Source organism: Shewanella sp. LC6, assembly GCF_006385735.2.
Taxonomy (GTDB): domain Bacteria; phylum Pseudomonadota; class Gammaproteobacteria; order Enterobacterales; family Shewanellaceae; genus Shewanella; species Shewanella xiamenensis.
The window spans coordinates 3,617,149-3,643,167 of sequence record NZ_CP043902.1; the positions used below are offsets into that span (position 1 = coordinate 3,617,149).

Below are 26,019 nucleotides of genomic sequence, written 5' to 3' on the forward strand. Positions count from 1 at the left end.
ACTCATAGTTGTCTTTATGTCGAAAAATGCCGCCCTCAGCAAAAGTTTATTGTCTAATTGAAATCAATAACAACATGAAATCAAAAAGATAATTTATCTAAACTGATCCCTGTGCCTAAATAAGCTAAAATCACAGGTTGCGAATCTACTTCAAGCTGTTTTGCCTTACGTTTTCCAAAGAACCAAGCGGCTAACGCGCCTAAAGCAGCAAAGCCTATCGCACAGAGATCCGAATTGATTACTAACAAACTAGCAAAAAACTGCCCTAATAATGCACCCGCAAATAAGCCGAAGAGTGGCGTCAAATAAACCAAGGCAGCCGCTTTCAAGATAACACTCTCTGGTAGCCCCAGCTTTAGCAGTTCACCAACCTCACAGGCACGTTCACTCTGAATAGAGAATTGCTGTGTCTTTGCAGAAAAAGCCTGTGCAACAGCAGACGTCCCGCAGGACTCACTGCTACTGCAACTCTTGCAGGTGCTTTTAAGCTCGACCTCAACGGTGAGCCAACCTTGATTATCACAGGCGACAACCCGCGCCACTTCTTCCATCATGATGAACCGCTCTATTTTAACATCAAACTTTTCGCGATACGGGCTAAGGTCTCAGTTGGCACTTTACCCACAGCCACCACTTCAGCATTACCGACTTTTTCTGACACTAAAGATAAGCCATTACGCGTAATTAACTCTTCAGGCAATGGCGTTGCTCCAGCCCGAGCAACATAAATAGAAATATTGGCTAAGCCGTCAGTCAAGGCAATATATTCAACCGCCTCGTGGCTACCAATCAAACGGTGATGATCACGCACTACTACGCTAAATCCAGCGGGGAGCCAAGAAAACTGCCAATTTTGTCCATCTTGACGTTCAGCTTGATCGATCACAGCAGGCCATTCTTGCTTGTAGGCTTCCTGTAGAATCGATGGTGGCTCGCTAAATTCAATTAATTCAATCACCATTAGTTGTTCAAGCAATTGCTTATCTTGAGTCAACATGTCATATCTGAGTGGCAAATAGGTGTCCATATCTAACCAGATTTGGAAACCATATCGGTATTCATCATTAGGCAACAAGCGGATCATTTGCCCTGGGCGCCCAGCAATGCGAGTGCGGCCACCTAATACAAATTGATAACCCACTTCTAAATCGCTCATTTTTGATGAGAAAGCCGCAGGCCACACGCCCTGAATATGATTAGAGATGATACTGTACGCAGGTTGGTCATGTTCGATAAAGGTGACTCTATTGCCCACTCTTACCGCATTTTTGGGAGGACCGTTGAGGTACTCAAGAAAGGCAACTTCTTGATTATTCACCTTACCGTGAAGATAAACCAAAGGCCGAATATGGTCGGCCTGAAGTTGTATAATCGATGCTTTAAATTCTTTCTCTTTTAAAGCCTGGCTCATTTTCTCAAGCCAGACTTTGGCAGGCATATCTTCCTGCGCCACCGCAGGAAATACCAAGGCTAACAAAGCCAACAGGATTAGACGCAAGCTAACTCCTTACTACTGATTGACAGGAACGGGAATAACCTCGCTATTGTCTTCTACAACGGCACCCGTATTCAATCGTTGTTGTAACATATGATCCTGTATATACGTATTAATTCGGCGACGTTGCTCGTTCATTTGGTCATTAGTGTAGCTCTGATTTTGTTGAACAGGCCCCGTCTGTAAGCTCACTGGCGACGCACTACCCATCAGAGGACGAGTAACAAGCACAGGTGATGGCGACGCGGCATCATCAGCTGTTTGGTTAAAGTTCTGTACGCCGACGATGGCAAACATGGCCACAGTAGCGGCAATTGCATACTGACCAAACTGCTTAAATAGTGGCACTACGCGGTTTTTATCCGTTGTAACTTGTTCAGTAACGCCTATCGGAGCCTTGGCTTGGGGCGAGACAATGGCAGGCTCAAGCTCAATTGCAGCAGCAATACTTGCACTAAGGTCTAACGCCATAGTCTGGGGTAATTCACCCCGCATAGCATCACCTATCAAATGATAGTTACGCCATTTATTATGTGAATGCGTATCGGCAGCAAGTTCTGCCATCGTCTGCACATCTGTCTCTCCATCGACAGCGGCTGATACCCATTCTTGACCTAATTTATCCATTGTTCACCTGTCTAAATTTAAGGGTTTCTTAAAATAAGAATTTAGGCTTCCAGCAAAGGCTGAAGCTTTTTATCGATTGCCTCACGGGCTCGGAAAATTCGAGATCTTACCGTTCCAACAGGGCAATCCATGATGATGGCAATATCTTCGTAACTCATCCCATCGAGTTCACGCAATGAAATCGCCATACGTAATTCTTCCGGCAATGTTTCTAATGTTTCGAAAACCACTTTCTTGATTTCATCCGATAACATTAGTCGCTCTGGGGAGGCAAACTCCTTTAGCGCATCACTACCTTCATAATATTCGGCATCCTCGGCATCGACATCATTTGCAGGCGCTCTGCGCCCCTGTGATACGAGGTAATTCTTAGCCGTATTAACGGCTATGCGGTACAACCAGGTATAAAACGCACTTTCACCACGAAAGTTTGGCAAAGCTCGATAAGCTTTAATAAACGCTTCCTGTGCTACATCAGCAACGTCGGCTTGGTTACGCACGTAGCGCGAAATCAAGCTAATCACTTTACTCTGATATTTAAGCACTAACAGGTTAAAAGCGTTTTTATCTCCCCGTTGTACGCGCTCAACTAATTGTTGATCACTTATTTGTCCACTCATCCGAGCCGACTTCTCCCAAATCTAAAATGCTGATTTCTCAGTCGCTCGAATCATATTCACTTATGTAGACTCGCGTGCTTTGAAAAAGTTCTAAGAATTATACAAAAAAAGTAAGGTTAAAAGGAAAGTACCCATAATTCGTCAGTTGGTTTACCATAGATGGTACTCTCAGTCATAGCATGATACCCGATGAAACAAGTAGTTGAACACCAATCTGACATATTAGTCATAGGTAGCGGTGCCGCAGGTCTGACACTAGCTTTGCATCTTGCTGAAAAAGCAAACGTAATTCTGCTTTCAAAAGGCCCTCTCTCGGAAGGGTCGACATACTACGCGCAGGGCGGTATCGCCTCCGTCTTCGATGAAAGTGATACTATCGAATCCCATGTAGCCGATACATTAGTGGCTGGTGCTGGTTTGTGCGATAAAGAGGTGGTGACTTTTACCGCCGAAAACGCCAAGAGTGCAATGCAATGGCTAATCGAATGTGGCGTGGCTTTCGATAAAGAAGAAGCCACGGGGAACAATGCTAAAGATGCCCCTTATCACCTTACCCGCGAAGGCGGCCATAGCCATAGACGCATTCTACATGCTGCGGATGCAACGGGCAAAGAGGTGCAGACCACACTGCAAGAACGTGCCCTCGCCCATCCAAACATTCAAGTTTTAGAGCGCTATAACGCCATCGACCTTATCACCACCCGCAAATTAAATCGCCCCGGTAATCGCGTGTTAGGTGCCTATGTGTGGAACCGAAATGCCGAGCAAGTTGAAACCATCAAGGCTAAGTTTGTCGCTTTAGCCACTGGCGGTAGTTCTAAGGTTTACCAATATACTTCAAATCCCGATGTGGCTAGTGGTGATGGTATTGCGATGGCATGGCGTGCAGGTTGCCGCGTTGCCAACATGGAATTCAATCAATTTCATCCAACCTGCTTATACCACGCTGATGCCCGTAACTTTTTACTCACCGAAGCACTGCGCGGTGAAGGTGCCTATTTGCGTCGCCCTGATGGCAGCCGCTTTATGCCAGACTTTGATGAACGTGCAGAGTTAGCTCCCCGTGACATCGTTGCCCGCGCTATTGACTATGAGATGAAACGTCTCGGTGCCGATTGCGTGTATCTGGATATCAGCCATAAAGATGCTGACTTTGTAATGAAGCATTTCCCGACGATTTACAGTCGCTGCTTAGAACTCGGTATTGATATTACAAAGGACGCTATTCCGGTCGTCCCGGCAGCCCACTATACCTGTGGTGGGGTGATGACAGACTTACATGGTCAAACCGATCTCAATGGTCTCTATGCCATTGGTGAAGTCGCTTATACAGGCCTGCATGGCGCCAACCGCTTGGCAAGTAACTCGCTGCTTGAGTGCTTGGTATTTGCGCGGGCAGCCTCCCAAGATATTGAGAGTCAACTGCATAAAATCCCCTTACCAGGCCCAATCCCCGCATGGGATGAAAGTAAAGTTTCTAATTCTGATGAAGAAGTCGTTATCGCCCACAACTGGCACGAACTGCGCCTGTTTATGTGGGACTATGTGGGTATCGTACGCTCAGATAAACGCTTAGAGCGTGCACTGCGCCGCTGCTTGATGTTGCAGCAGGAAATCCAAGAGTATTACAGCAACTTCAGAGTCAGCAATAACCTGCTTGAACTGCGTAACTTAGTGCAAGTGGCGGAACTCATTATTCGCTGCGCGATGGAACGTAAAGAAAGTCGAGGGCTGCACTATAATATTGACCATCCTGAAAAGTCAGCTTCTCCGCTACCGACCATTTTGCAACCTGAAAAATAAGCGGATAGCTTAACTTAAACGCTTTTAACGGGCTAAATCTTAACAAGGATATAGCCCGTTTGTTATTTAGACGGTGTGAAAGTCGCATCACTCATAGTTCAGATTCAGATTCAGATTTAGATTAAAGTAGTTCGTGTTGGCTCACCGCCTGAGTTTTAACTTTAAGTAATAGCCTGCACAAGTTGCGATAATCTGTATCACTAAACATATCCGCCCATAGAGGTAAGAGATGCAACTTATTTGCAGATTGATAATAAACCAAGCAGATAAACGGCGTTACCCAAGTTCTGGGCAATACGTGAAACGCCTCCCCCGTTGATAGCCAGCCTTCTCCTTGACCATTAAGCTCAAAACGGCAATGCCATTTCCTCAGTTGCCATAACTGAGAGCACAAGAATCCCAATATTAAGACGGCGAGTATAGCCCTCAGTCCATGTAGTACTGCGGTATCCGTTTCTGGCCAGAGAAGTAAAGAAGTGCTACAGACACAAACAAATACGACCAACGAGAGACGTTGGTCAAAGGAGGCTTTTACACTAAAACTATGGCGCAGCTCGGCCACGGACTTGCACTACCATGCGGGCAAGCTCAGGATCAGGGCAAACTTCATGACCCATAAACCATGCAAATAATTCAGGATCTTCACACTCGAGCAAACGAATAAACAGGACTTTATCTTCATCAGACAAATCCTGATAAACATTCTCAACGAAGGGCTGGAACAAAACGTCTAATTCGAGCATTCCGCGGCGACATGCCCAACGGACCCGTGCAATGTTCATTAACTCCAAGTTAATCTCTCCCAAAACAAAATTCGCCTTAGTCTACCAGTTCAGTCCATGGAGTGTCGATGCAAGCGTTGTTGAAACACAAGTTTAATACTGCTTAACTTGAGTATCTAATCCGGCAAATAAATCACTAAAATCCGTTTCTAGGAGGCGTTTAACAGCAGGATGCTGGATCATCCGTTCGGCAAACATCACATGGTACTCTTCTTTCACATCTAAGGTCTCACCGAGTAAATGCATGCCATGGGAAATCACTTCTTGGGGATAAATCGACGGCATGACAAAGATACCGCGCTTAAGGTAACCAAAAGCCTTCATCATGGCCGCATCATCAAACTCACCTAAAATACTCACCTTAAGATTTTGCTCATCAAACCAACGATATAGTTGCTGACCGAGCGAAGTTCTACGGCCGGGGATCAATAGCGGCCCTTGCTCTAAACAGGCAGGGAAATCCGCACTGTAAGCTTCAGCAGAAAAGAAACTCACACCACACTCACCCAGTTTTTTCGATAGAATTTCGGGATATTTAAGTGACTCGCCCGCACAGTCTGAAAGGATCATATCGAGTTTATGCTCGCGTAAGCGAGACATTAAGCTTTCATGGGTCGCCTCATAACAGGCAAGGTGCATAGAGCCATCATTAGGAACAACCGAGAGCAACACTCTACTTGATAAGGCTTTCGATAAAGCATCAGCAATCCCAACCTCAAATAGAATAGCGTCATCTTTTTGATAGTTAAGTAAATCGAGCATCTCATAACTGAGAGAAAACATTCTATCGGCATAACGAAAGACGAGCTCTCCGAGCTCTGTCGCTTCTAGATTTCTGCCGACACGTTTAAATAAGCTACCGTTTAGCCTGTCTTCTAAGGCGCGGATTTGCCCAGTAATCGTTTGTGGAGCTAAATAAAGGGCTTCTGCAGCTTTTGCCACAGAGCCCTTTTTCTTAATCATCCAAAAATAGTAAAGATGGTTGTAATTGAGATGGAGCATCGCCAATGAGCTTCCTATTAGGGATGCCACAGCATCTATGCTGTGGCATATCGGGTAGCAATGACCCAGCTTAACAAATAATGAGTCAATAACGCTATTTTAAACGCTGGCAATCCAATAAGTTAACAACGATTCCTTGAAGTTGCTCTAAATCTGCGGCAGTACCAGTGCTAACCGCTTCAGTCACCCCAGAGACTAAACTGTCACGATCAGGAATTCGACTAGCACAATAAGTACGGTTTGCTTCTTGGAAACGTTTACCGCCACGGTATTTTAATGCTCTAGACTCGTAACCATTGGTTTCAAGCCTCGCGCCTAATGCCTCAGGTTTAAACATTAATGCCCCATCAACTATCCCCTCAAGATAGCTTTGGCAGGTTTGTGATGCGACATCTTTGTTGCAGGCATCAATTTGCGAAGCCATGGCACTTGAAGATAATGCTAACAATGCAGCAACTCCCACTAATTTCATATTTATCATAGTTATACTCCTTTTTTTGGTAACACTTTTGATAACCAGAAATACCCGATCAAGGCTGCGAGAATTGAGCCAATCAAGGTGCCAAGGCGTGCTAAATCGCCGAACATAGGGTCTGCCTGCTCAAATGCCAACGAAGCAATAAACATCGACATGGTAAAACCAATCCCGCACATCGCCGCCACGGGTGCGATCTGTTTCCAACCGATACCATCAGGCAACTGTGCCAACTTAAGCTTGACAGCAACAAAGCTAAACAGCATCACCCCTATCGGTTTACCTAACATTAATCCCAACGCAATCCCCACTGGCACAGGGGAAATAAGCGTATCTAAGCTCATGTTTCCTAAAGCGACCCCAGCATTAGCAAAGGCAAATACAGGCAGAATTAGGAAGGTGCTCCATGGGTGTAAACTATGCTCTAAATGCTCAGAAGGCGAACTTCCATCTTTTGCCCGAAGAGGAATACAGAAGGCAATAATGACACCCGCTAATGTGGCATGAACACCTGACTTGAGCACTGCAACCCACAGGATAAGCCCTAATACACCATAGGGTGCTAATGAGGTCACCCCTTTACGGTTTAAAGCAACTAAACCAACAATCGCAACACTGGCAATGATTAAACTAATGGTTGATAAATCGGTACTGTAGAAGAGGGCGATAATCACAATAACGCCTAAATCATCGATAATGGCTAATGCCAGCAGAAAGACCTTTAAAGCAACGGGTACGCGGCTACCTAGCAACGCCATGATCCCCAAAGCAAAAGCAATATCCGTCGCTGCAGGAATTGCCCAACCCGCTTGAGTGATAGGATCACCATAGTTAAATAAAAGATAAATTCCCGCAGGCACTAACATGCCACCAATGGCAGCAAAAGTTGGCAGAGAAGCCTGTGCCACACTCGATAATGCGCCTTCGAGTAGCTCGCGCTTAACTTCTAAACCAATCAGCAAGAAAAACAGCGCCATTAGACCGTCGTTAATCCACAGCAACAATGGCTTATGCAGATCGAGTGCACCGACACGCACCTGTACTTCAGTACCGAGAAAACCTTGATAGAGTCCCGCGAGAGGAGAATTGGCCATCAACATGGCAAAGGCAACGGCAATCAATAAAAGGATGCCGCCTGCAGACTCTTGGCTTAAAAAATTTCTAATCGCTTTTTCCATCTTGCACTCCCAAAAATCATAATAGATTGAGTGTAGACGAAGAAAATGAACAAGTATAATCGTTAGTTTCGACAAAACACCTCGGCTATTCCGAGGTGTTGGTCGATTAATTCGCCATTAAACGGCAACAGGCGCTTTGATATGTGGATGTGGATCGTAGTGGGTCAGTTCGAAGTCTTCGAATTGATAATCGAAAATAGAGGCAGGTTTACGCAAAATTGTCATGGTGGGTAAAGATCTTGGCTCACGGGTCAACTGCAACGCAGTTTGCTCCATATGGTTGGAGTATAAATGTGTATCGCCACCCGTCCAAACAAAGTCACCTAAGGCTAAATCACATTGTTGTGCGACCATCATCGTCAGCAACGCATAGCTGGCGATATTGAATGGTAAACCTAAAAATACATCACAACTGCGTTGGTACAACTGGCAGGATAATTTGCCGTCGGCGACATAAAACTGGAAAAACGCATGGCATGGCGCCAGTGCCATTTTATCCAGCTCGCCCACGTTCCATGCAGAGACAATCAAACGGCGCGAGTCGGGTTGCGATTTAATTTGCGCAATGACCTGCGAAATTTGATCGATAGCCTCATCACCTTGGGTCGGCCAACTGCGCCACTGCGCGCCGTACACAGGGCCTAAATCGCCGTTTTCATCTGCCCATTCATCCCAAATACTGACCTTATTGTCACGCAGATAAGCAATATTGGTCTCCCCTTTCAGGAACCACAACAGCTCATGGATAATCGAGCGCATATGGCACTTTTTCGTTGTGACTAAAGGAAACCCCTTACTCAAATCGAAACGCATTTGATAGCCAAACACCGAGCGAGTGCCTGTACCTGTACGGTCTGATTTATCCACACCTTCGGCTAAAATGTGTTTCATCAAGTCTAAATACTGCTGCATTACTGCTTACCCTCTGGACGAAGAATTAAATATAAACCGAAGAGGATCATCGGCACTGAGAGGATCTGCCCCATTGTCATAAAGCCCCAATAGAGGCCTAACTGTGCATCAGGTTGCCTTACCGTTTCGACAATCACGCGGAAAATACCGTAGCCTAGTAAGAACATACCCGATACTGCGCCGACTTTCTTAGTACGTTTACTGAACCAATAAAGGAGCAAGAATAATGCAACACCTTCAAGAGCAAATTGATAGAGCTGCGAGGGATGGCGTGGTTCTGGTCCACCGCTTGGGAACACCATAGCCCAAGGCACATCAGTCACGCGGCCCCATAACTCACCATTAATAAAGTTACCGATACGGCCGGCCCCAAGACCAATAGGCACCACGGGCGCCACCATATCCGCCACGGCAAAGAAGGTACGCTTTTGCTTCCAAGTGATATAAATCATGGCGGTAATCACCCCAATCAAACCACCGTGAAAGGACATGCCGCCTTCTGAAATTTTAAATAAATACATTGGACTAGCGAGAAAATAATCAAAATGATAGAAGAGCACATAGCCAATACGACCGCCTAATATCACCCCTAGGAAGCCATAAAACAGTAAATCGGAAACCTGCTCTCTCGTCCATAAACCATTGGAACGATCAGCCTGGCGATTGAGTAACCACATCGCCGCCACAAAACCCACTAAGTAAGTAAATCCATACCAACGCAGCGCAGGTTCAAAGGTTTGTCCAAAAATATCAAAGGGACCAAACTTCACGATCACAGGATCGATATTGGGAAAATTCAATGCCATAACTTATCCATCAACAGCCTCAAATTGAGGGCTAAAAACTAAAAATCAGCTCAGAATTAATTTGAGACCGACACAAAGGAGTAAAAGTGCAAATATTTTTTTAAGGACTGGGGTGGGCCAAGTGCTTGCAGCCTTCACACCAACCGGAGCCATTAAAATTGAGGTTATGATTAAGCCAAATAACGCCGGTAAATAGATATAGCCTAAGGTACCATAGGGCAATTCAGGGGCATTCATGCCCGCAATAATATAGCCGAAACTGCCAGAAAGAGAGATTAAAAAGCCCATCGCAGCAGAAAAACCTACGGCTTGACGCATCTGTAAACCATAAAAAGTCAAAAATGGCACTATCAGTATACCGCCACCTATTCCTGTCAAACCGGCCAAAACCGCAATCAAAGCCGATACAACAAAAAGCACGACTGAATTAGGTAATTGGCGATTTGATTCGGCTTTTACGGGATAAGCCATTTGAATTGTCATTAAAATCACAAAGATGGCAAAACCTTTCTGTAAAGCATCAGCAGGAATACGCTCAGCAATAAAACCTGAAGCCAGCGCGCCTATAATCAGGCCCGGTAACATTGATTTGAACAATTCCCAAGGCACATTACCGCGCTTATGGTGGGCACGTGCCGATGAAATAGAGGTAAGAATAATGGCGGCTAGCGAAGTGGCAATCGCAATATGGGGTAGCTGAGTAGAGCTAATACCGACCGATGGCAAAATATAAAGCAATGCAGGCACGACAATCAAGCCGCCGCCGATACCTAATAATCCTGCCATAAAACCGACAAACGCACCTAACGCCAAGCAAATAAAGAACACCAACAACAAACTATCCACACGAATACCTACAGCGTGATTAAGTGAAGCCTTAGCTTAAAGCAAAAGGCACGATTAGTTAATTAAGAATTGTGGCTAATCCTTGCTGAGTAAAATATTCTTTAACCAGCTCACGCACTTGGAAACCGTTAGATAGACTTAACGCCTGCGCGAGTAACTGTGCTAAATCATCACCAGAGACTCGGCGCAGCAGATAGTTAATTCGCGCTAAACTGCCTTGGTTCATACTCAATTGGTTGTATCCCATCGCCACAAGCAAGATCGCGCCCATGGGCTCGCCAGCCAACTCACCACAGATACTGATATCAAGATGATGATATTCACAATCTATTCTTGCCTGATGTAAGGCCCGCAAAATCCCCGGATGATAACTGTCAAATAATGAACTGACCCTCGGGTTATTGCGATCGACTGCGAGTAAATATTGGGTTAAATCGTTACTCCCAACTGACACAAAATCCACTCTCTTTGCCACTTCATCTAACTGATATAGCATTGCAGGCACTTCGAGCATTATGCCAATACGCGGCATTTCGATATTGCTGTTGACATCATTTTTGAGTTCAACATAAGCCTGCTCTAGGTAGGCTAACGCTTGATCGATTTCATCTAAATTACTGACCATGGGTAACAAAATGCTTAACTGCTTGCCTTCTGCGCCAGCCTGTAACATGGCCCTTAACTGCACAAGAAACAGCTCAGGGTGATCCAGTGATAGTCGAATACCACGCCAACCGAGGAAAGGATTGTCTTCTTTAATCGGGAAATACGGCAAAGGCTTATCGCCGCCAACGTCTAAGGTTCTCATCACGACAGGGCGACCCGAAGCCGCTGAGAGTACCTGTTGATAAACCTTTACCTGCTCGGATTCACTCGGAAAACGCTGCTGCAACATAAAGGGGATTTCAGTGCGATATAACCCAATACCATCTGCCCCTTCGGCAATTTCCGAGGCGACACCACTGAGTAATCCCGCATTGAGATAGAGTCTAATTCGCGTGCCATCAAGCATCACAGAAGGCAGCGCTAACTCCTGTGCGTATTGGCGCTGCAACGCTTTTTGCGCTGAGATAAGGCTGCGATATTCGCTAACAATAGCAGGCGATGGCGACACCATAAGCTGCCCACGGCTGGCATTGACGACTAACAGCTTTTGATCAATATCAGCGGAAAGCAACTGTTCAACGCCTGTAATCGCAGGTACACCAAGCGCACGCGCTAAAATCGCCGCATGGGAGTTAACGCCACCGAGCTCGGTCACAATCCCGGCTAATTTTTGCCGAGGAAATTCAGCCAACATTGTAGCATCGGCTTCTTTCGTCACTAAAATTACAGGTTTATCAGGTTCATGCTCTAATCGCTCAGGCTCAATCAATTGCCTTAGCACCTTTTGCCCCAAATCGCGGATATCACTGGCCCGCTCCTTGAGATAAGGATCTTCCATCGCCAAAAACTGCTGAATATAACGCAACGAAACCCGGCTCACCGCCGATTCAGCCTCCCAGCCCTGCTGTACTTCACGGGTATATTCACCACCGAGGCTGGCATCATCAAGTAGTAACTGTAAGGCATTGAATATTGAGGCGACCTCCTCATCCTGTTCTCGGTCGAAACGCTGAGATAGCGCACCAATCGCCTCTTTACAACGCCCCATTGCCGCGACTAAACGGCTGGATTCAAGGACAATGTCCTCGCAGCGCACATCGGGCTGTTCGAGGGAAATCTCCCCACCGAGCACTAACGCGTGTGCAATAGCGATCCCACTGGATGCGGATGTCCCTTGGAATAAAATCTGTTGATGGAGTGAACTGACCTGCGCCTTTTGTTTTAATCCTCGGATCGCCATCGCAAGCTGTGCAGCCAAGGTCATTAAAAAGGCTTCTTCGCCTTCACTAAATTGCCGTGCACTAGCTTGCTGCACCACAATCACACCCACAACCGCTTTTTGATAAATAATAGGGACAGCTAAAAAGGCACGGTATTCTTCTTCTGCAACCTCGGGAAAGAGCTTAAAGCGCGGATGTAAACGTGCATCGGCTAAATTCACCGCCTCCTCACGCTCGGCAGCTAAGCCCACCAAGCCCTGAGTTAAAGGCATGCGCACTCGACCGACAGCACTCTTTTCGAGACCATCGGTTGCGGATAAAACGAGTTCTTGCTGCTCTAGGATATAGACCGAGCAACATTGGGTTTCCATCGCAGCCTTGGTCGATGAAACTAGGACTTCTAATGCGGTTTCTAAGCTGTGGGCAGAAGCCACAGCTTGGGTAATATCCCTGAGCGTATTTAACACTGTTTTCAATCCTCTTTTGAAAATCAGCCCGTTGTCTTTTGTCTTACCCGCTTCCTCGGTATTTCCTGGGTTTGGAATGACAATGCCGTTACCGCAAATTCTTTCATGACCTTACGATAAACATCACGCTTAAATGAGACAACCTGCCGCACCGGATACCAATAACTTACCCAGCGCCAATCGTCAAACTCAGGGTGGCCTGAAGAACTTAAATTAATCGCACTATCTTGGCTTTTTAGTTGTAACAGAAACCACTTTTGCTTTTGGCCAATACACACAGGCTTACTGTCCTGTCTCACTAAGCGTTTAGGTAAACGGTATCTTAGCCAAGAGCGCGTCGAGGTTAATATAGTGACATGCTCGGGTTTTAAGCCAACTTCCTCATACAATTCACGGTACATAGCCTCTTCGGCCGATTCACCATCATCTACACCGCCCTGAGGAAACTGCCATGAGTGTTGTCCAAACCGTCTGGCCCACATGACTTGGCCATATCTGTTACAAATTATTATGCCCACATTTGCGCGAAAGCCGTCGCTATCAATCACATGGACTCCAAATAAGGATAAATTTTAATAAAGCGATTGTTTCACAAAGCCCGTCTCTCAGCAAACCTCTATTTTCAGCTTATCTTTGGATAAATAGTTTCAACTTACTACTTTATCAACAACTCATCGAATTAATTTAAGGGGATATCCACATTTTCTGTGGATATCTCTGTTTGAAACTAGGGTAAACTAGGTATATCGTTCAAAAAACAACAAATAGAATATACATCACAACGCATACCACATTAAAAAAATAACCTATAAATCATCAGGATAAACCTTAATAATTTACAAGATATCTATCCAAATACACAAACGCTCACTTTTTAACCTAAAATAAATCCTATTATTTAATTAGAGTAATCCTTAAATGTTATACACAGAGCACACCCAAAATTACCCACATCCCTATTTAAAAATGCCACTTACTACCATTGACTCAAAGATTTTATTCAGTTAAAGGCACACGCATTGTGAGTTATCCATAATATCTGTGGATAAATATGTGAGAAACGCAAGGGAAAGCCGAGAGTAACTTTGAACACTTTAACTGACACTTGCCTAAAATCAGATAAAAACAATAAAAATCATATTGTTAAATACAAAAAGTTAGCAATGCGTTTATTCTTATTTTAATGTTCATTTTTTGACCTTGGTTGCTAAGCAGTTATTTTCCAGTAAAATTCGCCTATGAAACCTATTATTCCCCCTCAAAATCTGAGCGAATTGCTCGAACGCGCTAATATGATGGCCGGCGTATCTTTGGCGCAAATTGCTGCCCATCGCGGTATTCATGTCCCCGTCAATCTGAAACGCGATAAAGGTTGGGTGGGACAACTCATTGAAATGGAATTAGGTGCGATAGCAGGTTCGAAACCCGAACAAGATTTTCTTCACCTCGGAGTAGAGCTAAAAACTATCCCCATTGATCATCAGGGCAAACCACTAGAAACCACCTATGTGTGTGTTGCACCGCTGACCAATATCGAAGGATTAACTTGGCAAGACAGCTTAGTGTGTCACAAGTTACAACGAGTACTGTGGGTACCAGTAGAGGGGGAGCGACATATCCCTGTGGGTGAACGCAGAGTTGGCACACCAATACTGTGGCAGCCCGATCCACAAGAGCAAGCATTACTGCAACAGGATTGGGAAGAAATCATGGAGCTGATTGCTCTTGGTAAAGTCGAAAATCTCACCGCTAGGCACGGTGAAGTTCTCCAATTACGCCCTAAAGCCGCTAATAGTAAGGCATTGACTCAAAGTATTGCCGAGGATGGCAGCCTCAAAATGACCAATCCTCGCGGTTTTTATCTCAAGACCGCCTTTACAGCAATGATATTAAATAAAGTGTTTGGTTAAATTTTTGTAGCTATATAGCGTTGTATTGATCCAGATCACAAATATCACTGGCACTCTAGTGATGATTTTCTATAAACTACGGCATCCTGAAATATATGGCCGTATTCGGATACAAAACCCGTTGTGAGAACTCGTAGACAAGCGAAAAAACTTCTTTTTGCGATATTAGCTTGGGCGATAGCCATGGCTGCATTCGTGTTTTTTCGATATGCCCAATCACCAGAACTGCCGCAATGGGCTGTAGGTTCGGCTGATCTCGCGACACTCGCCGTCTATATGGGGATTATTTTTGGCAGCTTACACTGGATGTCCAATCTGATAGCTGATTTTAGCGCTATCAATCGCCTACCTTATATCTTCTCAGTCATTTTTAAAGGATTGTTCCTGTTATTGGGTGCAACAACCTTAGCTTATATGACCCAATTTCTAAATATGTGGGCCATTGAAAATCACATGTCGACCCTTAGACAAATGCTTACGGCGCATATTCTCTATAGTCCCTCATTCCAAGCCTTAATTGTTTATTTAGTCGTTGTACGAGTGAGCTTAGCCTTTGTTGAGCAGATGGGGCTTTTAGTTGGGCCACGTATTTTACTCAATATTGGTTTAGGTAAATACCATAAGCCAAGATACGAACAGCGTTTATTTCTTTACTTAGATATGGTCGCCTCAACAACTCACGCTGAATCCCTTGGCGATTATCGCTTTAGTCGCCTAATCCAAGATAGTTTTAGCTTACTTTCAGATACTGTGAGTAATAACGAAGCTGAAATCTACCGCTATATGGGTGATGCCGTATTAATCCATTGGCCCTTAGAGGAAGGTGTTGTGCACGACCGCTGCATGAATATCTATTTTGAATTTAGCCAGCAATTAAATTGGCAGAGACGTTACTTTGAAGAACACTATGGTTTTGTGCCTAAATTTAAAGCGGCGGCTCACTGTGGGCAAGTCGTTGCTGCAGTTGTTGGTGTTCAAAAACAAGAAATTAGCTTCTTTAGTGATGTACTAAATACGTTAGCGAGACTGCAGGATCAATGTAATCCCTTAGGACAGCGTATGTTGATCTCTGGCGCCTTAGCGGGACGACTCGATAATCCTAACAGTGAGTATCGTTTGACTAATCTGGGCCCGATTAAATTAAAAGGGAAACAACACTCGATTGAAGTGTTTGGTGTTTCCCCTTTATAAAACTCACCAAAAGCAAAAATACTCAGTGATTATGCGGTTTCGTTAGCTAACAATTTTTGGATCAATAAACCTAGCGTACGGAAAGTTAAAATTCGGCTGGTTGTTTGTCGCCATACTAAACCGATATCGCGATATGGCGCTTCACCTGGCGGAGTCATGACCACCAGATCGGTATCATTCAAGATCCCTGCATCAATCGCCATTTGCGGTAAGAACGTTGTGCCCAGTTTGCTATTTACCATTTGTACTAAGGTATGCAGACTCGTGGCAGCAAAAGGATTGACTTTAGCACTGTCGCCCAACTGACAAGCAGTAATGGCATGGCCAGTAATACAATGCTCGCTCTGCAACAGAAAAATACTCTCATCAGGTAATGTCTGATAATCGATCGGCTGATGAATTCCCCCCACTAAATCTTTGTGGATAACCATCTTAAAGGGATCAATACCTACCTTCATGCTGTGGTAGCCACTGGTATCAACGGGTAGAGCAAGAATGAGTATATCTAACTCCCCTTTACCCAACGCATCGAGTAAGCGCTCTGTTGTATCCTCTTTGAGTAATAGGCTCATCGCGGGATAAGCGTGTTGGCACTGTTTGACAACGCGGCTGAGTAAAAATGGAGCAATGGTAGGAATACAACCTAAGCGGATATCCCCCGTCATAGGCTCACCTTGGTTTTTAACCAATTCAACTAAATCATCTACATCCGTGAGGATTTTGCGAGAACGTTGCACCACTTCCTCACCAATAGCGGTGAACATAAAAGACTTGTGATCCCGTTCAATTAACTGGTGGCCAAGCTGTTCTTCAAGATTCTGAATGCCGCTTGACAGAGTCGATTGGCTGACAAAACACACCTTAGCGGCGCGATTAAAATTCTGCTCTTGATGAAGATTCACCAAGTAATATAGATTCTTAAGGCTAGGTAAATTTTTCATTTTATCGATTGCCACTACGGTTATGAATTAATAAATTTAATCAACTCTACCATAAGTTATCAACTAAAACGCGGCTAAATTACTCAATAGTGTGAGCAAAATCGATTTTCAATCAAGGTAAAACGCTTGAGGCGACTCAGAATAAAGGAGGGAAAAGCAAAAGAGGGGATAAAACGAGAAGGAAGAAGTTATCGAGGTGCAACCTTTACGCCGCACCTCGCAAACCAAACTAGGCTTTAGCCTGTAAGAATTGCTTTAATTGCTGCAGATCGGCACTCGCAAATTCAACAATTTGCGCGACCCAAGTTGCATGTTCAACTTCCCAACGCGCTTCTTCGCCATGCTGCAGTAATTGGGCAATTTGCTGAATACGTTTTAAACCAACTGAACCCGCTGCACCTTTAAATTTGTGGGCCTCAGAACATAAAGTGTCCTTGTCAGCAGCTTCGTTAGCCTTTACTAGATTCCCAACATATTCAGGCATTAATTGCTCAAATAACACCACGCTCTTTAGCAAAGTACCGGCACCAATCGCGCTGCAATACTGTTCTAACGTATTGAGATCTAGAATTGTCTCTAATTCAACTGTGGCCATCTAGGCCTCCCTTAAGTAGTCCAATGCTTAAAACAAATTTATGACATGATACCCACTAAAATTGTCAGCGCAACTTATAGCAGCATTTGTGGTCAAAAGATGTTTTTATTAACAAAAAATCAACTATATCAAATACTATTAGCGATAAAAAATTACCAAATGAATCCATTCAGCAAATATGGACATTATGGTCGCGCTAATGCCGCCCCTTGTCCACCCTTACTCGCAAGATCCTCAACAATCGCCACTAAGCCATTCCAACGATAACCACACCAATCGGGTGCCAGCAGTATCGGTTTTTTCGCATAGGCGGTCACCCGATGAAATATCACCTCTTTCGGTGTATGCCGAACCAGTTCGCCGACACAAGCCGCATACTCCTCAATACTGAGCAAAGGTAAGCGCCCTGCGCGCCAAGCTTTTGCCATAGTACTACCCTCAACCACATGTAATGGATGAAGCTTTAAACCATCTACGCCCTGCGTCAGCACGGCCTGAAGGGTCGCCATGTAATCGAGACGAGTTTCACCGGGTAAACCTAAGATAAGGTGAGTACACACCTTTAAACCGCGGCTTCTCGCCCGCAAAACGGTATCGCAATAACAGGCAAAATCATGGCCACGATTAATCTTGTGTAGCGTCTTGTCGTTGGCGGTTTGTAGCCCAAGCTCCAACCACACATCAACGCCTTTTTGCTGGTAACTTGCTAGTAAATCTAACACATTATCTGGCACACAGTCAGGACGAGTGCCAACACACAGGCCCACAATCTCACTGTCTTTGACCGCCTCATCGTATTTAGCCATCAACACTTGATACTCATCATAAGTGCTCGTATAAGCCTGAAAATAAGCGATAAACTTATCCGCATTCAGCTTGGGTTTCGCCTCTTTATAACGGGCTTTCCCTTGTTCTAGCTGCTCACTGATGCTGAGCGTTTCCGTTTGCTGATAACTAAAGGACGCCACGTTGCAAAAGGTACAACCACCACGTCCAAGCGTGCCATCACGGTTAGGACAAGTGAATTTGGCATCTATGGTGAGCTTGCGTAATCGCTCACCGTATTTAGCCTTACAAACAGCACCAAATGTGTTTACGTATGCATCGAGCCCCATTAGCTCACCTGCCATATTTCATGTCGTTTCATTAAAAATAACCAAGATAAAATCACAAGAAAGAAGAAATAATGATGTGTAGATAGACGAAAAAACTCATGATAAACAAAGCGACCACACTTTTCTTGGCGGTAAATCAAACTCTCATAATATTCACCATATCCAAGCTAAAAACCTGAGCCGCCCCTCACAGGGCCTTTACATTCTGTGATAGCACTCACAACCAAAAAGAATAACAATTCACTTATTTCATATTTTTATACAAACACTGTATTTGCAATAAAAATCACTATTTCTAAATCAAAAACAATCCGCGCCAATGTTACATTTTGGTAACTTACAAGTTTTTCATTTTTTAAAATTCTTTTTATTCATAATGTTATACGACACTTTAATCAGTTAACGTTAACGTCAAGCAATTGTGTTTTGTGTATGAAACATGAATTAATACCCATATTTTATGCAAAATTTTGGTTTGACCTTTAGTTAATCTCAGGATAATTTGGGTGGTTCGGGTGCATATCTATAGAAAGTCTTTACATTTCTCCCGAGTAGTAATTTCGTTGAGGTCAAGGGAGGTTTTTGTATGAGCTTATATCATCCCAGTTTTGAGCGGGACAATTGTGGGTTTGGCTTGATTGCACAAATGGATGGCGAAGCCAGTCATCGTATCGTGCGCACAGCTATCCATGGCCTTGATCGCATGAAACACCGTGGCGGTATCGCCTCTGATGGTCGAACTGGGGACGGCTGTGGTTTATTGATGCAGCTACCATTGCAATTCTTTGAGGCCGTAGCCGCAGAAAATGACTGGCACTTGAGCCGCAAATTCGCTGTAGGCATGTTGTTTTTAAGCCAAGATGAGGAATTAGCCGACCAAGCTAAATTCATCCTCGAACGCGAACTGGAGCGTGAAACATTAAGTATCGCTGGTTGGCGTAAAGTCCCTATCAATCCTGAGGTATTGGGTGAGATTGGTAAATCGAGCCTACCGCAAATCTATCAAGTGCTGATTAACGCCCCCATTGGTTGGCGTGAGAAAGACCTTGAGCGACGTCTCTACATGGCTCGCCGCCGTTTAGAGCAACAAATTACTGACGATAAAGACTTTTATGTCGCAAGTCTTTCAGGTCAAGTCATCGTCTACAAAGGCTTGATGATGCCAGCCGACCTGCCCGCATTCTATCCCGACCTTGCCGACATCCGTTTGAAGAGCTCTATTTGTTTATTCCATCAACGCTTTTCAACCAATACGTCACCTAAATGGCCACTCGCTCAACCCTTCAGGTATCTTGCCCATAACGGCGAGATCAATACGATTACCGGTAACCGCCAATGGGCCCGTGCCCGTGCCTATAAATTTAATTCGCCGCTGCTGCCTGACTTACAGCAGGCGGCACCCTTTGTGAATGAAACGGGTTCTGACTCCTCCTCCCTCGACAATATGCTCGAGATGCTGCTCTCTGGCGGGATGGACTTATACCGCGCCATGCGTTTGCTGATCCCGCCAGCATGGCAAAGTAACCCTGAGATGGATGACGAGCTAAAAGCCTTCTATGACTTTAACTCCATGCATATGGAGCCATGGGATGGTCCTGCAGGTATCGTAATGACCAACGGTCGCCACGCCGCTTGCGCGGTCGATCGTAACGGTCTGCGCCCATCTCGTTATGTGATCACCAAAGATCGTATCTTAACCCTTGCCTCAGAAGTCGGCATTTGGGACTACGCCGCCGATGAAGTGATTGAAAAAGGCCGTGTCGGCCCAGGCGAGCTGTTAGTGTTAGATACATTAAATGGCCGGTTATATCAGTCATTCGAAATCGATAACGATCTTAAGCGTCGCCACCCCTACAAAGAATGGATGGCGAAAAACAGTCGTACTTTAATTCCTGCCGAGCAGCTAACGACAGAGCAACATGGCGCCAGTGAATTAAGTCCTGAGCAACTACTGCAATACCAAAAGCAATTTGGTTACACCCGCGAAGAGCTTGAACAAGTGATTTGGGTACTGGCAAAACAAGGCGAAGAAGCGACTGGCTCCATGGGCGATGATACGCCAATGGCCGTATTGTCGAAAAAGTCACGCTCGCTCTATGACTATTTCAGGCAAAAATTCGCTCAAGTCACTAACCCGCCTATCGATCCATTGCGTGAAAAGCACGTGATGTCTCTGGCGACCTGCATTGGCCGCGAACAAAACCTCTTCAACGAAACTACTGGCCATGCCTATCGAGTGATGTTCAACTCACCAATCTTATTATTCAGTGATTTCAATCAATTACTCGGATTAGATAGCACTTACTATCGCGCTAATATCGTCGATTTAAACTACGATCCGAAGGAAGGCTTAGAACACGCTATCCGCCGCATCACCTCGGAAGCCGAGCGTTTAGCCCGCAGTGGCACTACGCTGCTGATTTTATCCGACCGCGCAATTGATAAATCGGCGCAGGTGATTCCAGCAGCCATGGCGGTGGGCGCGGTGCAACAAATGCTGGTGAGTAAGAGCCTGCGCTGCGATACCAACATCATCGTTGAGACTGCATCAGCTAGAGATCCGCACCACTTTGCAGTGCTACTCGGCTTTGGCGCCACGGCGATTTATCCCTATTTAGTGTATGAATCAATCTCAGATCTGGCTAAACGCCATGATTTAACCGATACCACAGCCTTGATGCTCAACTTCCGTTACGGCATCGAGAAGGGTCTACGTAAGATCATGTCTAAGATGGGGATCAGCACCGTCGGCTCCTACCGTTGTAGCCAGCAGTTTGAAGCCATTGGTATCGCCAGTGATGTGATTGAACTGTGCTTTAAAGGTGTGGTGAGCCGTATAGAAGGTGCAAGCTTTGAGGATATCGCCAACGATCAAGCGCTGCTGCATAAAGCCGCTTACCGCGCCCATGTGCCACTGCCACAGGGTGGTTTACTCAAATACGTGGATGGCGGTGAGTACCACTGCTTCAACCCTGATGTGGTCAACACATTGCAGGCATCCTTAATCGACAAAAATTTTGCGACCTATAAGAAGTTTGCCGAATTAGTCGATAACCGACCAGTTGCCACCCTAAGGGATTTGATTGGCATTAAGGCTGACCAAGCTGCAATTGAACTGGATAAGGTCGAGGCTGCTAGTAACTTGTTCCCACGTTTTGACAGTGCGGCCATGAGTATCGGTGCCTTAAGCCCCGAGGCCCATGAAGCATTAGCCATTGCCATGAACCGTTTAGGTGGCCGCTCTAACTCGGGTGAAGGTGGTGAGGATGCTCGCCGCTTTAACACCGAACGTAACTCGGCGATTAAACAAATTGCCTCGGCACGTTTTGGCGTAACCGCCCATTACCTAGTCAATGCCGATGTGTTGCAGATTAAAGTTGCCCAGGGTGCAAAACCCGGTGAAGGCGGACAACTGCCAGGCCATAAGGTGAGTGTAGAAATTGCAGGGCTGCGCCACGCGCGCCCCGGTGTAACCTTAATTTCACCACCGCCACACCATGATATTTATTCTATCGAAGACTTAGCCCAGCTGATTTTCGATTTAAAACAAATCAATACCAAGGCACTGATCTCCGTGAAGTTAGTGTCTGAGCCAGGTGTCGGCACGATCGCCACTGGAGTGGCAAAAGCCTACGCCGATATGATCACTATTTCTGGCTACGATGGTGGCACGGGCGCGAGCCCTATCACCTCGGTGAAATACGCCGGCAGCCCATGGGAACTTGGCCTTGCCGAAGTGCATCAATCTCTGGTGGAAAATGGCCTACGCCATAAGATCCGCTTGCAGGTCGATGGCGGCCTAAAAACCGGAACCGACGTCATCAAAGCAGCCTTACTCGGCGCCGAGAGCTTTGGCTTCGGGACTGTGCCCATGATTGCCTTAGGTTGTAAGTACCTGCGTATTTGCCACCTGAACAACTGCGCTACCGGTGTCGCAACTCAGGACAAGAAACTTCGCGATAACCACTACCACGGCTTACCAGAGCGAGTGATGACTTACTTTGAGTTTGTCGCCGAGGAAGTGCGCGAATGGATGGCAACCCTAGGGGTCAGCAAGTTCGAAGACTTAGTCGGCCGCAGTGAGTGGCTACATACCTTAGAAGGCCAAACCGATAAGCAACGCGGACTCGATTTAGCGCCGATCCTGTATCAGCCGAAGGTCAGGGCCAGCACCTCGCGCACCTGGCAGGAAACCAATCCACCAGCAGATTTAGGCTTACTCAACCAACATTTGCTCAACGAGTGCCAGAGTGCAGTCGATAAGGGCGAGTGTTTCGATGCAGCTTACAGTATCAACAACACTGACCGCTCAGTGGGCGCACGCCTATCGGGCTATATCGCGACCACCCTTGGTGTTAAAGGCACTAAGGCACCGATAAAACTCAGCTTTAACGGCAGTGCCGGCCAAAGCTTTGGGGTATGGAACAGCCCAGGCCTTGAACTCAAGCTCTGCGGTGATGCCAACGACTACGTTGGTAAAGGCATGTCGGGCGGCAAGATTGTGATTTATCCACCGCTGGGTAGCCCATTCCAGAGCGAGCGCAGCGCGATTGTCGGTAACACTTGTCTGTATGGTGCGACTGGCGGACGCTTCTTCGCCGCGGGCCAAGCGGGTGAACGCTTTGCGGTACGTAACTCGGGCGCCATCGCCGTAGTTGAAGGCTTAGGCGATAACGGCTGCGAATACATGACCAGCGGTATTGTGGTCGTGCTAGGTAAAACCGGGGTCAACTTCGGCGCGGGGATGACGGGCGGCTTTGCCTATGTTTTCGACCAATTTGGCCGCTTTAATCGCCGCGTCAATAGCGAACTGGTAGACACCCAAAAGCTCGAATCGCCTATTCATCAGCAACATTTAAAAGGCTTGATTGAGGAGCATGTGGCCGAGACTGGCAGTGAGCACGCGAAGATGATCTTAAGCGACTTTGCCAACTGGTTAGATTGCTTTGTATTAGTGAAACCGAAAAATATCGCCGTTGCAGATCTGCTCAAATTAGAGCAATCGAGCCCGGAACTGGCAGTAAAAGCGGGGTAATAGCAGATGAGTAACGATTTTCAATTTATTGAAGTGGGTCGTAAAGATCCAACTAAACACCCTGCGGCAAAGCGTTCGACTCAGTTTATTGAGATTTATCAGCCCTTTGCACAAGCACAGGTGAGTGAACAAGCGGACCGTTGTCTCGATTGTGGTAACCCTTATTGTGAGTGGAAATGCCCGCTGCACAACTATATTCCCAACTGGCTGAAACTGGCGCAACAGGGCCGAATCATGGAGGCGGCGGACTTAGTCCATGAGACCAATACCCTGCCCGAGATCTGCGGCCGCGTCTGTCCACAGGACAGACTCTGTGAAGGGGCTTGTACCCTAAACGCCGACTTTGGCGCAGTGACTATTGGTAATGTGGAGAAATACATTACCGATACCGCCATCGCCCAAGGCTGGCGTCCGGATATGAGCAAGGTCACGCCCCGTAAAGAAAAAGTGGCGATTGTCGGCGCAGGCCCTGCAGGTTTAGGCTGCGCCGATATTCTTGCCCGTAATGGGGTTAAGGCTGTGGTGTTTGATAAGTATCCCCAGATTGGTGGCCTGCTGACCTACGGTATTCCCGCCTTTAAACTGGATAAAGCCGTGATGGCAACTCGCCGCACTGTGTTAGAAGGCATGGGCATAGAGTTCAAGCTAGGCGTAACTGTGGGTAAGGACGTTGCCTTTAACCAACTGCTTGAGGAATACGATGCCGTCTTCCTCGGCATGGGAACCTACACCGCCATGAAAGCAGGCCTTGAGGGCGAAGATGCCCAAGGCGTGTACCAAGCCCTGCCCTACTTGATTGGTAATACTCATCATCTGATGGGCAGCAGTAATCCAGACACCCCTTACCTCAACCTTGCCGGTAAACGTGTGGTGGTCTTAGGTGGTGGTGATACCGCCATGGACTGTGTTCGCACCGCCGTGCGCCAAGGTGCCAGCAGTGTGATTTGTGCCTATCGCCGTGATGAAGCCAACATGCCAGGTTCACGCCGCGAAGTGCAAAACGCCCGTGAAGAGGGAGTGAACTTCCTGTTTAATCGTCAACCCGTGGCGATTAAAACCCAGGACGGTAAAGTGGTGGGTGTGGAATGCGTTGAAACCCAAATGGGTAAAGCCGATGCGAGTGGCCGTCAACGTGCTGAAGCAATTGAAGGCAGCGAGCAGTTACTCGACGCCGATGCGGTGATTATCGCCTTCGGTTTCCAACCTAGCCCTGCGCCTTGGTTTGCCGATTACGGCATAGAACTCGACCAATGGGGCCGAGTAAAAGCCAGTAAACAGGCTGATAACCCATTCCAAACCACCAATCCAAAGGTATTTGCTGGCGGCGATATGGTCCGTGGCTCGGATCTGGTTGTGACCGCAATTGCCGAAGGACGTGATGCCGCGCAAGGTATTCTTAACTACTTAGATTAATTGTTTTTTGTTGTACCGCTGTACCTGTGAGTCTCGGACTCGTACCCACGAGTCCACCATTTGCTTGTGAATTTTGGCGCACCTTAGGGTGCGCATTTTTTTACCCATTCGCCGTTTAACATTATCCCAATCAAGCAATCGCAATCCCACAATAACGTCAAAGCATAACTGTGGTATATTAGCCGCCATTCTGTTATCCCACTCTTTTAGTGGCATCACACATTCAGTTGAATCAAAAGGGTCTCCCATGAAAATTGGTATTATTGGCGCAATGGAGCCAGAAGTTGCCCATCTTATTGCGGCTATGACAAACGCCTCTTCGCAAACGATTGCGGGTATTGAATTTATCGCTGGCACCTTAGCGGGCAAAGACGTTGTAGTGACGCGCTCTGGTATTGGTAAAGTCGCCGCTAGTATTGCCACCACGCTGCTGATTGATAAATACGCCCCCGATGCGGTAATCAACACAGGTTCTGCGGGTGGTTTTGTCGATTCACTGTCGATTGGCGATATCGTGATTTCATCCGAAGTGCGCCACCACGATGTGGATGTCACCGCATTTGGTTACGAAATTGGCCAAATGGCGCAGCAACCTGCTGCATTTATTCCGGCGCCATACTTAGTCGAAGCCGCCAATAAGGCCATCGCACAATTAGGCGAAGTGAAAGCGATTGAAGGCTTAATCTGTACTGGCGATAGCTTTATTTGCGATCCAGTACGTACCAAGACCATGTTGGAGCACTTCCCAACCATGGCGGCCTGTGAGATGGAAGGCGCGGCAATTGCTCAAGTGTGCCACCAATTTGGCGTGCCATTTGTGGTGATTCGCTCGCTCTCTGACAACGCCAACAACGACTCGCCCGTCGATTTTGATTCCTATATTGTGAAAGCGGGCTACCATTCAGCGCTGATGGTGATGTTGCTACTTGAGCAATTAGATACAAACTCAGTACAGTAATAAACAAAAGCATATTTGTGGA

The 26,019-nt window shown here is 46.2% G+C and carries 23 protein-coding genes; 6 read left to right on the forward strand and 17 right to left on the reverse strand.

The features are described from left to right. Positions 1–80 precede the first annotated feature (80 nt). The 4 genes from FJD32_RS16240 to rpoE are packed head-to-tail and all read right to left on the reverse strand — an operon-like array spanning position 81 to position 2,742. A complete protein-coding gene (locus FJD32_RS16240) occupies positions 81–554 on the reverse strand; it encodes a SoxR reducing system RseC family protein (RefSeq protein ID WP_055646698.1) in 474 nt (157 codons plus the stop codon). An 11-nt stretch (positions 555–565) separates the two neighbouring features. Beyond that, positions 566–1,498 carry a MucB/RseB C-terminal domain-containing protein gene (locus FJD32_RS16245; RefSeq protein ID WP_037427579.1) on the reverse strand — a complete coding sequence of 311 codons (933 nt, stop codon included), beginning with the start codon at positions 1,496–1,498 and terminating at the stop codon, positions 566–568. 12 nt (positions 1,499–1,510) lie between these two features. Beyond that, a complete protein-coding gene (locus tag FJD32_RS16250; RefSeq protein WP_055646699.1) occupies positions 1,511–2,122 on the reverse strand; it encodes an RseA family anti-sigma factor in 612 nt (203 codons plus the stop codon). 41 nt (positions 2,123–2,163) lie between these two features. After that, positions 2,164–2,742: an RNA polymerase sigma factor RpoE gene (gene rpoE, locus FJD32_RS16255; RefSeq protein ID WP_037415584.1), complete on the reverse strand. Its 579-nt coding sequence runs from the start codon at positions 2,740–2,742 to the stop codon at positions 2,164–2,166. Between the two features lie 189 nt (positions 2,743–2,931). On the opposite strand from rpoE, the gene nadB reads away from it, so the two are divergent. Next, positions 2,932–4,545 carry an L-aspartate oxidase gene (gene nadB, locus FJD32_RS16260; RefSeq protein ID WP_037415581.1) on the forward strand — a complete coding sequence of 538 codons (1,614 nt, stop codon included), beginning with the start codon at positions 2,932–2,934 and terminating at the stop codon, positions 4,543–4,545. Between the two features lie 121 nt (positions 4,546–4,666). On the opposite strand, the gene FJD32_RS25115 is transcribed toward nadB, so the two are convergent. From FJD32_RS25115 to rppH, 10 genes are all read right to left on the reverse strand, one after another. Continuing rightward, on the reverse strand, positions 4,667–5,107 hold the full coding sequence (locus FJD32_RS25115; protein WP_082389595.1) for a protein YgfX: 441 nt from the start codon (positions 5,105–5,107) through the stop codon (positions 4,667–4,669). Further along, positions 5,088–5,336 (reverse strand): succinate dehydrogenase assembly factor 2, encoded by a 249-nt coding sequence (locus tag FJD32_RS16265; RefSeq protein WP_088586970.1) that lies wholly within the window; start codon positions 5,334–5,336, stop codon positions 5,088–5,090. Before FJD32_RS16265 ends, FJD32_RS25115 begins: the two co-directional genes overlap by 20 nt. An 84-nt stretch (positions 5,337–5,420) precedes the next feature. Further along, positions 5,421–6,329, reverse strand: a complete 909-nt coding sequence (nhaR, locus tag FJD32_RS16270; RefSeq protein WP_037415659.1) for a transcriptional activator NhaR — start codon at positions 6,327–6,329, stop codon at positions 5,421–5,423. A 94-nt stretch (positions 6,330–6,423) separates the two neighbouring features. Next, positions 6,424–6,810, reverse strand: a complete 387-nt coding sequence (locus tag FJD32_RS16275; RefSeq protein ID WP_037415577.1) for a hypothetical protein — start codon at positions 6,808–6,810, stop codon at positions 6,424–6,426. Positions 6,811–6,812: 2 nt separating this feature from the next. Further along, entirely contained in the window at positions 6,813–7,982 is a 1,170-nt protein-coding gene (gene nhaA / locus FJD32_RS16280; RefSeq protein WP_055646701.1) for a Na+/H+ antiporter NhaA, read from the reverse strand. A gap of 117 nt (positions 7,983–8,099) precedes the next feature. Beyond that, positions 8,100–8,894: a thymidylate synthase gene (thyA, locus tag FJD32_RS16285; protein WP_055646702.1), complete on the reverse strand. Its 795-nt coding sequence runs from the start codon at positions 8,892–8,894 to the stop codon at positions 8,100–8,102. After that, positions 8,894–9,700, reverse strand: a complete 807-nt coding sequence (lgt, locus tag FJD32_RS16290) for a prolipoprotein diacylglyceryl transferase (protein ID WP_037415571.1) — start codon at positions 9,698–9,700, stop codon at positions 8,894–8,896. The genes thyA and lgt overlap by 1 nt, the downstream gene beginning before the upstream one ends. A 45-nt stretch (positions 9,701–9,745) precedes the next feature. Next, on the reverse strand, positions 9,746–10,546 hold the full coding sequence (locus FJD32_RS16295; protein ID WP_037415568.1) for a sulfite exporter TauE/SafE family protein: 801 nt from the start codon (positions 10,544–10,546) through the stop codon (positions 9,746–9,748). Positions 10,547–10,604: 58 nt separating this feature from the next. Then, entirely contained in the window at positions 10,605–12,839 is a 2,235-nt protein-coding gene (gene ptsP, locus FJD32_RS16300; RefSeq protein WP_055646703.1) for a phosphoenolpyruvate--protein phosphotransferase, read from the reverse strand. Positions 12,840–12,862: 23 nt separating this feature from the next. Then, on the reverse strand, positions 12,863–13,387 hold the full coding sequence (gene rppH, locus FJD32_RS16305; RefSeq protein WP_037415562.1) for an RNA pyrophosphohydrolase: 525 nt from the start codon (positions 13,385–13,387) through the stop codon (positions 12,863–12,865). A 690-nt stretch (positions 13,388–14,077) separates the two neighbouring features. On the opposite strand from rppH, the gene mutH reads away from it, so the two are divergent. Together mutH and FJD32_RS16315 are read left to right on the forward strand one after the other, a co-directional pair. Then, a complete protein-coding gene (gene mutH / locus FJD32_RS16310; RefSeq protein ID WP_037427588.1) occupies positions 14,078–14,749 on the forward strand; it encodes a DNA mismatch repair endonuclease MutH in 672 nt (223 codons plus the stop codon). Between the two features lie 123 nt (positions 14,750–14,872). Further along, positions 14,873–15,940 carry an adenylate/guanylate cyclase domain-containing protein gene (locus FJD32_RS16315; RefSeq protein WP_037415556.1) on the forward strand — a complete coding sequence of 356 codons (1,068 nt, stop codon included), beginning with the start codon at positions 14,873–14,875 and terminating at the stop codon, positions 15,938–15,940. A gap of 29 nt (positions 15,941–15,969) precedes the next feature. On the opposite strand, the gene oxyR is transcribed toward FJD32_RS16315, so the two are convergent. The 3 genes from oxyR to FJD32_RS16330 form a co-directional block, all read right to left on the reverse strand. Then, the gene (oxyR, locus tag FJD32_RS16320) at positions 15,970–16,881 is read right to left on the reverse strand and encodes a hydrogen peroxide-inducible genes transcriptional activator OxyR (protein WP_050991326.1); all 912 of its coding nucleotides are present in this window, start codon (positions 16,879–16,881) and stop codon (positions 15,970–15,972) included. 229 nt (positions 16,882–17,110) lie between these two features. Beyond that, a complete protein-coding gene (locus tag FJD32_RS16325) occupies positions 17,111–17,476 on the reverse strand; it encodes an Hpt domain-containing protein (protein WP_037415552.1) in 366 nt (121 codons plus the stop codon). A 185-nt stretch (positions 17,477–17,661) separates the two neighbouring features. Next, entirely contained in the window at positions 17,662–18,591 is a 930-nt protein-coding gene (locus FJD32_RS16330) for a TIGR01212 family radical SAM protein (RefSeq protein ID WP_069455411.1), read from the reverse strand. 586 nt (positions 18,592–19,177) lie between these two features. Here FJD32_RS16330 and gltB point away from each other — a divergent pair. The 3 genes from gltB to FJD32_RS16345 all read left to right on the forward strand — a co-directional run bounded on the left by gltB (position 19,178) and on the right by FJD32_RS16345 (position 25,997). Further along, positions 19,178–23,626, forward strand: a complete 4,449-nt coding sequence (gene gltB, locus FJD32_RS16335) for a glutamate synthase large subunit (protein WP_088585907.1) — start codon at positions 19,178–19,180, stop codon at positions 23,624–23,626. Between the two features lie 6 nt (positions 23,627–23,632). Further along, positions 23,633–25,039 (forward strand): FAD-dependent oxidoreductase, encoded by a 1,407-nt coding sequence (locus tag FJD32_RS16340; RefSeq protein WP_047537757.1) that lies wholly within the window; start codon positions 23,633–23,635, stop codon positions 25,037–25,039. A 247-nt stretch (positions 25,040–25,286) separates the two neighbouring features. After that, positions 25,287–25,997, forward strand: coding sequence for a 5'-methylthioadenosine/adenosylhomocysteine nucleosidase (locus tag FJD32_RS16345; RefSeq protein ID WP_055646706.1), 711 nt, complete (start codon positions 25,287–25,289; stop codon positions 25,995–25,997). Positions 25,998–26,019: the final 22 nt, after the last annotated feature.